This is a genomic window from Flavobacterium sharifuzzamanii (genome assembly GCF_003254585.1).
In the GTDB taxonomy this organism is placed as follows: domain Bacteria; phylum Bacteroidota; class Bacteroidia; order Flavobacteriales; family Flavobacteriaceae; genus Flavobacterium; species Flavobacterium sharifuzzamanii.
In genome coordinates, this window is the sequence record NZ_QJGZ01000040.1 from 475,257 (window position 1) to 490,702 (window position 15,446).

General features: G+C 39.4%; 9 protein-coding genes and 1 pseudogene. 8 read left to right on the forward strand and 2 right to left on the reverse strand.

What is annotated here, in order from left to right:
• Positions 1–94 precede the first annotated feature (94 nt).
• The 7 genes and pseudogenes from DMA14_RS16920 to ku all read left to right on the forward strand — a co-directional run.
• Positions 95–1,075, forward strand: a complete 981-nt coding sequence (locus tag DMA14_RS16920) for an alpha/beta hydrolase (protein ID WP_111425761.1) — start codon at positions 95–97, stop codon at positions 1,073–1,075.
• Between the two features lie 1,141 nt (positions 1,076–2,216).
• Complete coding sequence (locus DMA14_RS16925; RefSeq protein WP_111425762.1) at positions 2,217–3,650, forward strand: S41 family peptidase; 1,434 nt, start codon at positions 2,217–2,219, stop codon at positions 3,648–3,650.
• Between the two features lie 971 nt (positions 3,651–4,621).
• Positions 4,622–6,229, forward strand: a complete 1,608-nt coding sequence (locus tag DMA14_RS16935) for an arylsulfatase (protein WP_111425764.1) — start codon at positions 4,622–4,624, stop codon at positions 6,227–6,229.
• Positions 6,230–6,327: 98 nt separating this feature from the next.
• Positions 6,328–7,383 carry an HAD family hydrolase gene (locus DMA14_RS16940; protein ID WP_111425765.1) on the forward strand — a complete coding sequence of 352 codons (1,056 nt, stop codon included), beginning with the start codon at positions 6,328–6,330 and terminating at the stop codon, positions 7,381–7,383.
• A gap of 17 nt (positions 7,384–7,400) precedes the next feature.
• On the forward strand, positions 7,401–8,255 hold the full coding sequence (locus DMA14_RS16945; RefSeq protein WP_111425766.1) for a transporter family protein: 855 nt from the start codon (positions 7,401–7,403) through the stop codon (positions 8,253–8,255).
• 63 nt (positions 8,256–8,318) lie between these two features.
• The gene (locus DMA14_RS16950; RefSeq protein WP_157957722.1) at positions 8,319–8,672 is read left to right on the forward strand and encodes a helix-turn-helix domain-containing protein; all 354 of its coding nucleotides are present in this window, start codon (positions 8,319–8,321) and stop codon (positions 8,670–8,672) included.
• 540 nt (positions 8,673–9,212) lie between these two features.
• A pseudogene (ku, locus tag DMA14_RS16955) lies at positions 9,213–9,905 on the forward strand (non-homologous end joining protein Ku); the annotation flags it as partial.
• An 80-nt stretch (positions 9,906–9,985) separates the two neighbouring features.
• Here the strand turns inward: ku and ligD are convergent.
• Positions 9,986–12,547: a DNA ligase D gene (gene ligD, locus DMA14_RS16960; protein WP_111425769.1), complete on the reverse strand. Its 2,562-nt coding sequence runs from the start codon at positions 12,545–12,547 to the stop codon at positions 9,986–9,988.
• Positions 12,534–13,013 carry a hypothetical protein gene (locus tag DMA14_RS16965; RefSeq protein ID WP_238989991.1) on the reverse strand — a complete coding sequence of 160 codons (480 nt, stop codon included), beginning with the start codon at positions 13,011–13,013 and terminating at the stop codon, positions 12,534–12,536. The genes ligD and DMA14_RS16965 overlap by 14 nt, the downstream gene beginning before the upstream one ends.
• 252 nt (positions 13,014–13,265) lie before the next feature.
• Between DMA14_RS16965 and DMA14_RS16970 the strand changes: the two genes are divergently transcribed.
• Positions 13,266–15,413, forward strand: a complete 2,148-nt coding sequence (locus DMA14_RS16970) for a catalase (protein ID WP_111425771.1) — start codon at positions 13,266–13,268, stop codon at positions 15,411–15,413.
• Positions 15,414–15,446 lie beyond the last annotated feature (33 nt).

Here is a 15,446-nt window from a genome sequence, read left to right on the forward strand (position 1 = left end):
TTTGTTAGTGATAAGTTTTATCAAAATCTAAGTCAAGAATAAAAATTACTTAGAGCACTTTGTTTAAAAATATTAATCATTAAAATTTACTATTATGGCACAACCAATTCCAGCAGAAAAAGACCCTCAAATCCTCTTACAAATTAGAGATTTTTTAAATGCTCTAAATAACAGTGGTGGCAGACCATTGGAAACAATGACGCCTCAAGACGCAAGACAAGTACTGATAGATGCTCAAAAGTCAGTAGAATTTGATTATTCAGATATTGTTGAATCCGAAAGAGAAATTACACAAGATGGTTATACAGTAAATATTCATATTGTAAAACCTGCCGATGCAGTTTCTGAAAAACTACCAGTATTTATGTTTACACATGGTGGTGGATGGATATTAGGGGATTATCCTACCCACAGGAGATTGGTAAGGGACTTAGTCGTAAATAGTGGGGCAGCAGCAGTTTTTACAGACTATACACCATCGCCTGAAGCTAAATATCCAACCGCTATTAATCAAATTTATGCGGCTACAAAATGGGTTTCAGAAAATGGAGACCAGATAGGAGTAGATGGTAAAAATATGGCGGCCGCCGGAAACAGCGTTGGCGGAAATATGACTGCTGTACTTTGTCTTATGGCAAAAGATAAAGGTGGCCCTGAAATAAAATTCCAATTACTTTTATGGCCAGTAACAGATGCTGATTTTACACGTGAATCTTGGCAAAAATATGCTGAAGGCAGATTCTTAACAGCAAGCTTAATGAAATGGATGTGGGATAACTATACTACAGATTTAGGGCAAAGAAAAGAATACTATGCTACCCCGTTCAGTGCTTCAATTGAAAAATTGAAAGGATTGCCACCTGCATTAGTACAATTAGCCGAGAATGATATTCTTTTTGATGAAGGATTAGCTTATGCCCGTAAGTTAGATGAGGCTGGTGTTCCTACAACAATTCAAACCTTTAACGGATTTATCCATGATTATGGTTTGTTAAACCCATTAGATCATATTGATGCGGTTAAATTTTCATCTGAACAAGCTGCCTTGGGCTTAAAAAAGGCTTTATTTAGTTAGTAAAACTTAAAAATGTGTAGAGGTCAGCTCATAGTTGCTGGCCTCTTTTTTTTTATGATTAGTCGGATATTTTCCTCAATACTTCTCTTCTTCAATTTCCACAAACTTAAATTATTGTTAATATAGAGATAATGGATTTGTTGCAAATGTAGTGTTTACAATGTTTTACTGGTGGTTTGTGTCCAGTGGTGTTAACTTGATAGGATTTACAAATCTCTCTTTTTTAGATGTAAAAGATGGTTAAATAGTGTAGAAAGGACATAAAAAAAACGCTAAAACCTAAGTTTTAACGTTTTCTTAAGAAGTGACCCTTACTGAACAATTTACAAACCATTTTATGAATGATTTAAAGAAATTAGCCTATTTTCAAGTGAATTTGTAAGATAATTATTTTAAATTTTTATTTGTAAACGGTTTGTATGTATCGTAAGGGTAAAACGTTAAAAAATGTTAAAACATATGTGTATTTAAATTTATTAAGACGTAATAGCTTTTTATATAATTCCTGAAAATAAATTTGGTACTGGGTTAGTTTTTAGTAAAATTATATAATAATTTTGAGATTATTCAAATCAAAATTTGGTCGGGATATTAAACTTTTTAAACCGCTTTAATCTAATTAGTAGATAATTATGTATGCATTTATTAGGGATGAGGAGAGCAGGATTCGAACTATATGTGTTGAAACCCGTCTACGCTACGTTTTTATAAATGTCTTGAACCAAGTGCACCGATTCTGCACCAAATTCAATTTTTTACTTTTTCAATATTAAAACATTCACAAAGCTTTAAAAACTACCGAATTAACAGGAAGTAGTAGTAATCTTTTTTTGTATCACAAATATATTAAAAATTGTGGATTCTAAAATCATTTGACCAAGCTTTTAAAAATCGCCATTAACATTGATCTAAATTTTTTGAAGTAGGAATGCAGTTCAAATTCATGTCAAAATTTAGGGTGATTGATTTCTGCAGGCTGCAATCTTAAATTTTAGTAGCAAAAAGGTATCAACTCCTATAAACTAGACAACTACTATTTTTCACTTTTATAATTTGTAGCTTTTTTAAGTTTTAATTGTAGCTTTTTTAACACGCACTAAAAAACAAAAGAATAGTTTTACAATTTAAAACTAATCCATTTATGAGAAGAAAACTACAATTGCAATTTCTAATTTGTCAAAATTGTTTCAAATTAAAAACTATTTTCTATTTTATTATCTTATCTTCGATCCAAAGCCTGTTTGCTCAAACAGAAACTGAAGATGTTCTAAATGGCATCTGGAAAATGAGAGGATATGGAAAAATTATAACTATTAATGACACCGCAGTAAACAGCTACGAAACAACATCTATTTCATGTACACTAAGTTCTCAATTGAAAAGAAATGATATTTTGCAATTGGGAACTATTAAAAGAGTGGATCAAAATTTGCTTACCATTACGCAGGGTATCAAAATATACACACTAGATAAAATAAGTGAACTGCCAAACACCGCTGAATGTAATGTAGCAAAACTCGAGGACCCTAATTATAATTTTGATGTTTTTTGGAATATGATGAATGAAAATTATCCTTTTTTTAGCGAGCGAAAAATGGATTGGCTCAGCATAAAGGAAAAATATTCAGGCAAAATCAAAAATAAAACTCAGTTACGTCATACTTTGAAAAGTATAATCAAACAGTTAAATGATGGGCATACAACCTTGATTGTACCTAAAGAAAATAGTGCATTTCCCCATTACAGAACAAATCATAAAACAGCCGTTTTAGAAAATGAAATTTTAGGACGTTATGTCAAGAATCCAATAAGATTTGGAACGAGTATTAAGGGTAATGGTCTGTTAAACTATGGAATCACTGAAAATAATATAGGTTATATACAGATAAACAATATGTTGTTTTTTTCTGATAAGTACAAAAATCCTGATGCACTTTCAGGATATGATTATTTATTCGGTTACCTGAACGCATCCGAAAGTAATCCTAATCATTTTGAAGATGAAAAAAGCGGAATTAGAACGCTAATGGGGAAAATCATCAAAGAGTTACAGGGAACAAATGCCGTAATTATAGATTTGCGTTTCAATTCAGGAGGCTATGATTTGGTGTCATTAGAAATACTAAGGCATTTTATTGCCGAAGAAACTAAATTATATTCCAAAAAAGCCAAGTTGTTAAACGGTTATACAGAACCGGAGTTTGTTTCTATTTTACCTGCTGACACAACATATAATAAACCAGTTTTTCTTCTCACAAGCCATCAGACTGCCAGCGCTCCGGAAGTATTATCTCTTGGTTCAATTGCAATACAAAATATTACGCGCATAGGATCTAATACTGAAGGTATATTTTCTGATATTTTAGAAAAAAAATTGCCTAATGGCTGGATATTGAACCTTTCCAATGAAATTTACCAAGATATTAATGGAACTTGTTATGAAAGCATAGGAATTCCCCCAAATAAAAAAATAAACTATTCCCATAACGAAAATGTCTTTATTAGAAAATTAAAGAAAAAAATAGATAATGGAGATGAAGCTATTGAAATGGTGTTTAAATTGATTGACAAATAAATTACTTCCAAAAGACAGTTAATTAGTAATGTCATGTTTAGTAAACAGATTTGAGAGTGATTCAAATTGATTGAAAGTAAAAAAGCTTCAGAGAAATCTGAAGCTTTTTAAATGGTAGCGAGAGAGGGTTTGAATCTGTATATTTCTGGAGACTTTTATCCCGACAGAATCTAATTATTTAGCAATTCTCGGGCTTCCGTATCGACATTGGCACTAGTGATAAATTCTTATAATTTCGCTTATGTTGTGGGCTTTTCGCACTAATCTTGCAGTGAGTGTTATTTTGCGCGATCAGAAGAAACTGCTTTTGTGGATCTGAAAAATGAGACACGTCTTCTCGAGAGGAAATATTTCAGAATTTTCCCTGATGAATCCCTTTCAATTTCTAACTCTTTGATCTGCTTCCGCAGTTTCGGCAGTTCATTTTTATGTGATATTTCAGCTAAAGTCTTTATTGTGGTAAATCTGCCTTCCTAGTAAATGTGCCTTCCTGTAAAGCTTCTTCCAATACTGCAGATTACTTGTGCTGATATTGAGCTCTCTTGCCTACTCACTCGCTCTTTCGCAGTGGATGCTCATGGTAGCGGTCAGAATCTTAAAATTCAAAGTAAACATTTTCTTCTTATTTTTCATACTTTTAAAATTGGAAGATATAAAGTTAGTTGCCAGTGAGAAACTTTAGGCATAATATCCTACTTTTTACATTTTCAGGTAAACACTATTTAAGCTTTCGCAAGGTTTCATCTGCACATTTATAGCATAAAAAACAGAAGGGTAAGCTCGTATTAAAATCGACATAGCTTTTACGGTAAAATAGGACGAAGCTCCAAATTTTGGAGTCTGTAAGTTTTACATTTTCAAAAAAAATGGTTTCAGATTATAATTTGCAACACCATATTGTTATGAATGTGCCGCGCTTTAATGGTTACTTCTTATTTTTATAATGATACTAATTTATAAATGTTGTACTTATGAAAAAAAATGCCTTATCAATAGTTTTAACAAGTTTACTGCTGCTGTTATTTTTTAGCGCTGAAGCACAGTCCAAAAAGAAACCTAATATCATAATGTTGATTTCTGACGATACAGGATGGGGAGACCTTGGTGTTTATGGAGGAGGTGAGTCGCGTGGAATGCCTACTCCTAATCTGGATAAGATGGCCAAAGAAGGAATGCAGTTCTGGGAGTTCTACGGACAGCCGAGCTGTACGCCCGGAAGAGCGGCAATGATAACTGGACGTATTCCAAACCGAAGCGGTATGACTACGGTGGCTTTCCAAGGTCAGGGCGGAGGTCTTCCGGCTGGAGAATGGACTCTGGCTTCCGTTTTAAAGAAAGCGAATTACAAAACGTATTTTTCTGGAAAATGGCATTTGGGAGAAGCAGATTATGCAATGCCGACAGCACATGGTTTTGATAAAATGCAGAATGTAGTGTTGTATCATTTAAATGCATATACATATGCCTTTCAGTCATGGAATCCTGATATGACCCCGGAAATGCTGGCATTCTTTAAGAAAGTAACTACAGGTGTATTAGAAGGTGAAGCTGGAGGAAAAGTAAGGGAAGTTTCTAAAGTCACCGAAGAGAATATAGCCGAACTTGATATGATGATGACAGAAAATGTTTTGAAACAGCTTGATGGTTATGCAGCTGCAAAGGACCCGTTTTTTATGTGCGTAAACTTTGCTAAAAACCATCAGCCTAACCTGCCATCAAAACAGTTTAAAGGAAAATCCCCGGGAGCAAGCAAATATGCAGACTGCGTTATGGAGATGGACTATAATGTAGGGCGCGTAATGGATGAAATTAAGAAACTGGGTATTGCAGATAACACCATTGTAATTTATACTGTTGATAATGGAGCATGGCAGGACGTGCATCCTGACGCCGGATATACGCCTTTTAGAGGTTCAAAAGGAACAGACAGAGAAGGAGGAAGCCGAGTTCCTGCAATTGCATGGTGGCCTGGACAGATCGAAGCAGGGAAACAAAATCATGATATTGTTGGCGGCCTTGACCTGATGGCAACCTTTGCCAGTCTTGCCGGTGTTGAGCTTCCTAAAAATGACAGAGAAGGCAAGCCTATGGTTTTTGACAGTTATGATATGTCTAATGTATTATTCCAAAAAGGAAAACCGCTTCGCAATAACTGGTATTATTTCACGGAATCTGAATTATCTCCTGGTGCAGTTCGAGTAAGCCACTTCAAAGCAGTATATAACACGAGAGGTGATAATGGAGCTCAGGCAGGAAGTGATGCGCCTGGACAACAACTGGGTTGGAGAGGTGATGAAACTTATGTTGCAACTGTGCCGGCCATATATGATCTATGGCAGGATCCGCAGGAGCGATATGATTTGTTTATGAACAGCTTTACAGAAAAAACATGGACACTTCCAGTTTTCAATAAAGCCATTCAGGATCTTATGAAAACATATATCCAGTATCCTCCACGACCTCTGCAGGGAGAAGTTTATTTAGGGAATGAAACTATAACAAGGTTCAGAAATATTCAGGAGGCGAAAAAATTAATGGAAGAAAAAGGCATGAAACTGCCTGAAGATGTCAAATATTAATTCACAGCTAATCTAAACTGAAAAAAAAGGTGGGATTAAAAATTTCACCTTTTTTTGAATCAAGACTTTTTTAATCCGAAACATTTATATAAAATAAGATGAAAAAGACAATAAAAACTACAGGATGTAAACTGGCACTTATCTGGTTATTAATGGCACTAGCTGCAGGCTGTAAAAAAGAAACGTTAAAAGATCAGAATAAAGATAGGCCGGCCCAAGAGATCTCATCTGAGAATAATTCTCCTCTGAGCTCATGGAACGATACAAAAGTAAAACAGGACATCATTGCCTATGTAAAAGATGTAACCAATACAGAAAGCCCTAATTTTATACCTGTAAAGGACCGCATCGCAACTTTTGACAATGACGGAACTTTATGGGCTGAACAGCCTTTTTATTTCCAACTTTTCTTCGCCTTGGATCAGGTCAAAGCCCTAGCTCCCAAACATCCGGAATGGAAAAGCAAGCAGCCTTTTAAAGCAGTGCTGGAAAATAATATGGGGGAACTGATGAAGCAGGGCAAAGCTGGATTGATGCAGATTGTAGCCGTCAGCCATGCAGGAATGTCTACCGATGAATTCGAGGATAGCGTGGGCAAATGGATCAGCACGGCGAAGCATCCGACAAAGAAAAAACTTTACAAAGAACTCATTTACCAGCCTATGCTTGAATTGGTTAAATATCTACAGGATAACCATTTCAAAGTATTTATCGTTTCTGGGGGCGGTATTGATTTCATGCGCGCATGGGCTGAGGAAGTCTACGGAATCCCAAAAGACCAGATTGTGGGCAGCACACTTCAGGCAAAATATGACTACAACAATGGCAAACCGGTGATAACAAAACTGCCTGCCCTGGATTTTAATGATGACAAAGAGGGAAAACCAGTTGCAATAGAAAAGTATATTGGAAAAAAACCGGTTTTCGCGGCAGGAAATTCAGACGGGGACCTTCAGATGCTACAGTGGGCCGCTTCCAATAAATACAAGAATTTTGAATTGTATGTCCACCATACAGATTCTATCCGCGAATGGGCATATGACAGAAAATCTCCGGTGGGGACACTCAATAAAGGGCTTGATGAGGGAAAGGCTAAAAATTGGGCTTTTGCAGACATGAAAAACGATTGGAAAGTGATTTTTCCGGGCAATTAATTGTTAAAAGGTGAGCTATGAAATTAAAAATATTTAACCAGGAAGCAAAAGGCGCAAGAGATTATGCAGCGTTATTAGTGATGCTATTCGCGGGGTGCATTGTTGGGGCTGCTCAGGAAACAGAAGAAAACAAGGAATCGCAGAGCGGTGCCACTTCGGTAAAACTATCACAGGAAGTGATGAATCCCACCACTTTAGCCTGGCAGCTGCAATTGGAAGAATATGCAATATTTAAGACTGAGGGACAGGATGGATTCGCACAAAATTTTCGTTTCAGGGGGATCATTCCTTTGAAAGAAGGATTTTTAATTAAAGTGCCGCAGCTGATAAGGGTCATTACTTTTTTAAATACGGCGCCAGACGGCAAAACCGGATTGGGCGATCTGACTTTGAACCAGTTTTTTCTCCTCACCAAGAAAGACTGGGGGGAGTTTGGTGCGGGATGGAATATTCAGATCCCTACAAGAACCGACGACCAGCTTGGTTCTCCCCAGTGGAGTATCGGTCCGGCTTTCACAGTTACTTTCACAGATCTTGGAAAATGGCAGATGTACTGGATATGGGAAAATTTTTTCTCCATATCTGGAAATGACAAGTATGGTTCTTCCGCTTATGCCGTCTTGCAGCCAAATGTCTTCTATACATGGGCAAATGGGGTTTATGCTGGGATTGAACCCGAATGGCAGATCGACTATAAGACGGGAAAAGTGGCTATACCGATGGATTTCAGGGTTGGATATATATGGTCGGGCAAATTAAAGTATAATGCTTATATCGAACCTGAAGTTATGGCTTATAGATCCGACGGTTATCCGAGAAATTCTTCAAATTTTGGAGTTAGATTAGGATTTAGATGGTATCTGCCAATGTAAAATCTATCTAATTAGCAGTATTAAATTTAAATATTTTTAAAAACAAACAAACATATGGGTAATATGTTTCACAAACTAACAAAGGTAGAAAAAGAAGAATGCTTAGTAAAAATAGAATTTTACACGAATTCCAAAAAGCTTTTTTTGAATAAAGATTTCTGCCTGGCCCAGCTATCGGAAGAAACAGGAATTACCGGGCATAAAATTTCTTATCTGATTAATGCTGAGTTTAGGTTAAATTTTAATGATTATGTAAATTTAAAAAGAATTCAATACCTGCTGGAAAACATAAATGCCCCTATATTAAAGAATCTATCTATTGAAAAAATGTCGCTTATTTGTGGATTTGGCTCCCGAGCAAGCTGTTTTAGGGCATTGCGCAAACATAAGGGCAAATCTTTAAAACATTTTAAATAGGTTCTCATCTCTCATAATATTTCTTTTATTAAGTTGGATCAGAGATAAATCAATTTTAAAGGCTCGGTAGAACAGTAATAAAACTGGCTACAACTACCTTAATTTGTAACTGTTTCATAGAATGGGTTCTTTGTACGTAATGCTAAGACACGAACTCTTTTATTTATGTTATTGTACGGAGCTAAAGAAGTTGTAGTAATGATTCGAACTTAAGGCTTCAAGTGATTGTTAGACAGTGTTTTCGATTTCATTTTGAAATAGGTGCGCCGATTCTGCACCTGGAGAAAGGAGCGGTAATTTAGTTGGAACCTCTTACTGCTGAAGAATATCATAAATGAGAAGGATTATCTTAGACCCACTACATTGCTTTCAAGCTTTTCAAATTTTGTCAAACCCTTTTGTCCTAGTCATTTTATGTCCGTTATTTAAACTTTTTAGACTGTATTTCGAATAGATATTTTATAAAACCTTCCAGTGAAATTGTAATATTTTTACAGCTGGTGTTTTTTAAATTTAGTGTAAAATTTAAAAACGAAGATTATGAGATCAATATGGACAGGTTCGGTGAGTTTTGGATTGATAAATATTCCAATCAAGATCTTTTCAGCAGTAGAAGAGAGCAGTCTGGATATGGACATGCTGGATAAAAAAGACCATGCCAATATCAAATTCAAACGTGTAAATGAAGAAACGGGCAAAGAAGTCGATTTTGCCAATATAGTTAAAGGATATAAGCTTAATGATAAATACGTGATACTCGAAGATGCCGATTTTGAAGCGGCAGATGCCATCAAGACCAAAACCATCGCTATTGAAAGTTTTGTTCTTGAAAGCGAAATACAGAGTATTTATTATGAACAGCCATACTATCTGGAACCAGACAAAGGCGCGATGAATGCCTATGGCCTGCTTCGTGATGCATTGCAGGCTTCGGGCAAAGTCGGGCTTACCCGTTTTGTATTGCGAAATAAAGAGAGCTTGGCTATTCTAAAGCCTTACAATGATGTCATTGTGCTGAACAGGATCCGCTTTGAACAGGAAATAAGAAGCACAAGCGAACTCAAACTGCCTCCTGTTTCCAAGAAAGCCACAAAAGAAATGGACATGGCTGAAAAGCTTATCGGCCAGCTTACCGAAAAATTTGATATTACGGGATTTAAAGATGAATACACAGCCAAGCTGCTGGATATCATTAAAAAGAAATCCAAAGGCCAGGTCCGCAAAGCTTCCACTAAACTCAAAGTAGTCCACAAGCAGAGCGATGATTTAATGGAAATGCTCAAAGCAAGTTTGGAGAACAAGAAAAAATCATCTTAAGGGGTCTGCTGTTTTTCTTCCAGTTTTTTGATGATCTTTTTGATGTCTGCACCAGATGATAAGACCGGCTGCCATAAGTCTCCTTTTTTCTCAAAACGTTTCAGCACATTTTTAATGGTGAATTGCGAAGGATGCAGTTTTTGGGTGACCTCACTCCATTGCAATGGTGTTGAGACAGTGGCGCCAGGTTTTGGACGCGCCGAGTAAGGGGCGGCAAGAGTCTGTCCCCGTCGGTTTTGAAGATAATCAATATATAATCTGTTTTTTCTCTTTTTTATGCTTCGTTCGGTTGTAGTACTGTCAGGAAGCCTTCCCTGAATCTCCCTTGCAAGCAATTCTCCCAGTATCTTAATGGAATCATAATCGTATTTCGCGCCAAGCGGAATATAAATATGAAGGCCTGTCGCTCCGGAAGTCTTGCACAGGCATTCGGTCTCCAGTTCATCCATGAGCTCTTTTACGGTTTGGGCCGTCTGCACCACTATTGAAAAATCGGATGAGGATGCAGGATCCAGATCCATAACCAGCCAGTCGGGATTCTGGATGTGATCAATTGTTGAATTCCAGGGATTCATTTCAATGCATCCAAGATTGGCCATGTACAGCAGTGTCTCTTTGTTATTGCAGATCAGGTAATCTATATTTTCATTATTGGATTCTGAAAAGATTTTTTTGGTTTTAAGCCATTTTGGCGTTTTGTCAAGATCAATATCCTTTTGGTAAAAAGAAGGCGCATCAATCCCGTTGGGAAAGCGGTTCATTGATTCGGGACGGTCTTTCAGATAGGGAAGGATCAGATCCGAGACTTCATTGTAGTACTGCACAATTTCCCCTTTGGTGATTCCGTCTTTTGGAAAATAAATCTTGTTCTGATTGGTCAGATGCAGGGTTGTTTTTCCAATTTTCATCTCGTAGTCATTTTCCGTTTTATGCTTTTTCAATTCTTCCATTTTTCCTTCTTTAGGCGGTGTAACTGCATTTTCTGCCTGGGGGGATGAAAGCTGCACTTCAGCCGCTTTTTTATCCATTCTGAGTCCCAGATAAACTGGATGCCGCAGATGCCGGTCCTGCGTCCATTCCGAGTATTTGACTTGACAGACCAATTTGGGTTTTACCCATTGGATCTTATCCCTTAGGGGCACTTTTTCCTGCAGCGGCGAGGCTGGAGCAAAATAAGGTTTGAGTTTTCCGTACAGCTCTTTTAAGACCGATTCCGTAAAACCCGTTCCGCATTTGCCGATGTACTGCAGCTGTTTTCCCTTGTATTGCCCCAGAAGTATTGCTCCAAAGTATTTTCTTGAATTTTTAGGCTCGGTAATGCCTATGATAATGGCTTCCTCTTCACTTGCAAGTTTTATTTTGAGCCACTCATTGCTTCTTTTTCCTGGCAGATAATGGCTGTCCGCTTTTTTTGCCATTATTCCTTCGCTTTTATTTTTTCTGGCTTTTTCAAGCTGTTCAGTTCCGTTTCCGACAGTATGCCCGGAATAGAAAATATTCGAAAATGAATATTTGTTCAATAGGAGCTTCAGAAGTTCTTTTCTTTCCAAAAGGGATAATCCGGTAAGGTCATTGCCATCCAGGTGCAGCAGGTCAAAAACATAGTATTTCAGGTTTCCGATCTCCGTTTTAAGATAATTCTGCAGCATCTGAAAGTCGGCCCTGCCTGAAGCATCTTCAACGACAGCCTCGCCGTCCAGAACGACAGTGTGGTCTATCTTGGACAACTTTTCAGCTATAGGTTTGAATGCAATGTCAAAAGATATTTTATTGCGGCTGTAAAGCTGGATTTTGTCAGCGTTTACAACTGCAATGGTGCGGTATCCGTCATATTTGTTTTCAAAAATCCACTGCTGGTCATCAAAAGGCTTTTCGATGGATCCTGCGAGCATGGGCTTAATAAAATGCACTGCTTCTGATTTTTCTTCAGGCTTTTTTTTTGTTGCGGCGGCAGTCTGCTGTTTTTTGGATTTTTCAGCTGCTTTTTTAGAATTTACCTGAAGCTCTTCCAGAGTCCTTTTGGAAACTACGGATTTATTTTTTTTCAGAACATCTTCCTCTGCGGCGTACTTATCCTGCTTTTTGATCAGCAGCCATGCATTCTCCTGTTTTCCGTGAAGCTTTACCAGAGAGAATTCCCCTTTCAGTTTTTTCCCTTTCAATACAAAACTGAGCCTGCCTTTTTTAAGATCCGCCAGCAGCTGTTTTTCGTTGTTGGGTGTCTGCTGATCAGAAGTATAAGTTCCGTTATCCCATACAATTACGTTTCCGGCTCCGTAGTTTCCTTCAGGGATTGTTCCTTCAAAATCCTTATAGCTGTAGGGATGGTCTTCCACCATCTTGGCAAGGCGTTTTACCTGCGGGTCCATCGAAGGCCCTTTTGGGACCGCCCAGCTTTTGAGCACTCCGTCCATCTCCAGCCTAAAATCATAATGCAGATGGGAGGCGGCATGCTTCTGGACCACAAAAATCAATTCTCCTGCTGATTTTGCAGGCGTGCCTTTTGGCTCGCGGGTCTGCTTGAAATCCCTTTTCTGGTTGTATTTAGATAGTGACATACGATTTTATCAGAATTAAAAGTGTTAATGTAATGGAGTATAATACCCTTGCCGTGATGGCAAATAACATATGGGCGAAGAACAGCTGGATGTAATAGCCCTTAACATCAATCTGGGGATTGTACTGCGTCATTTCGAAGATGAACATCCAGCTGAGGATCCCCAGTATGCCGCTGGCGGCGCCCAGAAGCAGAACCCCTTGCGGGGAGAGCAGCTCGGGATAGTCCAGCCATAGGAAATGGTAGCCAAGAACAAACAGGAACCCTATTGCATAATGGGATATCCATCCCAATATTTTTGCCTTCTCTGCTGCAATTTTAATTTTCATCCTGTCAATAGCGTAGCCCAGCAGGACAGGTTCTTTATACAGCTCCCTGAATTTTTTGGACATCGCATAGCTGAACAAGGTCATGGCCGATGTCGCGCCTGCCGAAACTAAAAGTATTTCTAAAAGTGTATAGATCACGTCCTGCAATTTTTAATGGGTTGCACCAAATTTACGAACCGGACTGCCTTTTTTATTTATACCATTGGAATTTAGAACTTATATAATTACAAGATAAGTGGTTGTATTTCAGCTGCTGTGGGTGTAAATGTTGTAAAGGTTGGATTGAATTGTGTACGGCTTTTTTCGCATGGCAGTCTAACTTTGTGACACTGCTAAAAATTCTCCCTGAGATCTTCAGGAATTCGTAATACAATTAAAATCAAAAGAAAAATGAAAGATTCAAAAAAAACAAACCAGGACAGCAATGATGGCAAACAGAAGGATCTGGATGCAGACCGATCCAATGCCGAGGGACAGTTTCTGACGACCGACCAGGGCGTTAGAATCAACGACGACACCAACTCCCTAAAATCAGGCGAGAGGGGCCCGTCCCTGCTTGAGGACTTTATCTTGAGGGAAAAAATCACCCATTTTGACCATGAGCGCATCCCCGAGCGAATTGTCCATGCAAGAGGGTCGGCGGCGCACGGCTATTTTGAGCTTTATAAAAGCATGGACAGCTATACCAAAGCCGGTTTTCTGAATAATACCAGCATCAAGACGCCTGTATTTGTGCGTTTCTCCACAGTGGCGGGTTCACGCGGCTCTACTGATCTTGCCAGGGATGTCCGCGGTTTTGCCGTGAAGTTCTATACCCAGGAAGGCATATTTGATCTGGTGGGAAACAATATGCCGGTCTTTTTTATTCAGGATGCCATGAAATTTCCCGATCTGATCCATGCCGTCAAGGCAGAACCGCATAATGAGATCCCGCAGGCGGCATCCGCGCACGATACATTCTGGGATTTTATCTCCCTGATGCCCGAATCCATGCATATGATCATGTGGGTGATGAGCGACAGGGCCATTCCCAGAAGCCTTCGCATGATGGAGGGCTTCGGGGTGCATACTTTCCGTTTTATAAATGAAAAGAACGAATCCCATTTTGTCAAATTCCATTGGAAGCCCAAATTGGGAATCCATTCGGTGGTTTGGGACGAAGCCCAGAAGATTTCGGGAAAAAATTCCGATTTCCATAAGCTGGACTTATGGCAGGCAATCGAAGACGGCCATTTCCCTGAATGGGAACTGGGGGTTCAGCTCATACCGGAAAGCGATGAGCATATATTTGATTTTGACCTTTTGGATCCGACCAAACTGGTTCCGGAGGAAATTGTTCCGGTGACCATCATCGGAAAAATGACGCTAAACAGGAATCCTGATAATTTCTTTGCCGAGACAGAGCAGGTGGCCTTTCATCCGGGGCACATTGTGCCGGGGATTGATTTCACGAACGATCCACTATTGCAGGGCCGACTGTTTTCCTATACCGATACCCAGCTGTCCAGGCTGGGAAGCCCCAATTTTCATGAAATCCATATCAACCGCACCATCGCCCCAATGCACAACAATCAGCGTGACGGGCATATGCGCCAGGAGATCGCAACGGGCAGGGTAAGCTATCATCCCAATTCGCTTGGCGGGGGCTGTCCTTTTCAAGCAAAAATCGATCAGGGCGGCTTCAGTAGTTTCAACGAAAGGGTCGATGCTCAGAAAATACGCGAAAGAAGCGGCAGCTTTTCAGATCATTTCAGCCAGGCTGCCTTGTTTTACAACAGCCAGACCCCGACCGAGCAGGAACATATCGCGGCGGCCTTGTCCTTTGAGCTTGGAAAAGTGGAAACTCCTGCCATCAGGGAAAGAATGCTGGGGCTGCTCAATCAGGCAAGCGCGGCACTGGCTGCTAAAGTCGCCAAATCGCTGGGTATGACTGTACCGAAAATACCGGAAAAGCCCATCAACCATGGCGTGGGAGCCGATGACGCCGGAGCGCATGAACCTGTCAAGGCAAAACAAAGCATAGAGCGCTCGGATGCTTTGAGCATACTTAAAAATCCAAATTCATCCAAGAGCATCAGCACAAGGCAGATTGCCTTTTTATGCGCAGAGGGCGTAAGCGGGGCTTCGGTAGAAGCAATGAAAGCGGCACTGGAGAAAGAAGGCGCAAAAGCGGTAATCGTGGCTCCGCATTTAGGAGACATCAAGACTGCCGAGGGTTCTGCAATACCGGCAGACCAGACTTATAAAATCGCGGCTTCCGTTCTTTTTGACGGTGTTTTCATCCCGGCAGGCAAGGGAATACTTGAGCTTTCCAAAATCAGGGAAGTGAAAGAATTCCTAAACGATTCCTACAGCCACTGCAAGATCATTGCAGGCGAAGCGGAAGGTGCCCAAGTGCTGGGGGACATAAATGATATTGATGAAAAAGACGGCGGCGTCTTGGCCGGCAGTTCCGCGGGAGACAAGAATTTGGCGGCGTCCTTTATAAAAGCGCTAGGAAACCACCGTTACTGGGAGCGTGAAAAATCGCTTTCCTAACTGCTATTTTTATTAAAATTTAAAACTTACAGC

Excerpts from the sequence above, each read along its gene's own strand:
- DMA14_RS16935 (WP_111425764.1), top strand. The coding sequence starts at position 4,622 with ATGAAAAAAAATGCCTTATCAATAGTTTTAACAAGTTTACTGCTGCTG.
- DMA14_RS16940 (WP_111425765.1), top strand. The coding sequence starts at position 6,328 with ATGAAAAAGACAATAAAAACTACAGGATGTAAACTGGCACTTATCTGG.
- DMA14_RS16920 (WP_111425761.1), top strand. The coding sequence starts at position 95 with ATGGCACAACCAATTCCAGCAGAAAAAGACCCTCAAATCCTCTTACAA.
- DMA14_RS16945 (WP_111425766.1), top strand. The coding sequence starts at position 7,401 with ATGAAATTAAAAATATTTAACCAGGAAGCAAAAGGCGCAAGAGATTAT.
- DMA14_RS16970 (WP_111425771.1), top strand. The coding sequence starts at position 13,266 with ATGAAAGATTCAAAAAAAACAAACCAGGACAGCAATGATGGCAAACAG.
- ligD (WP_111425769.1), bottom strand. The coding sequence starts at position 12,547 with ATGTCACTATCTAAATACAACCAGAAAAGGGATTTCAAGCAGACCCGC.
- DMA14_RS16925 (WP_111425762.1), top strand. The coding sequence starts at position 2,217 with ATGAGAAGAAAACTACAATTGCAATTTCTAATTTGTCAAAATTGTTTC.
- DMA14_RS16950 (WP_157957722.1), top strand. The coding sequence starts at position 8,319 with ATGTTTCACAAACTAACAAAGGTAGAAAAAGAAGAATGCTTAGTAAAA.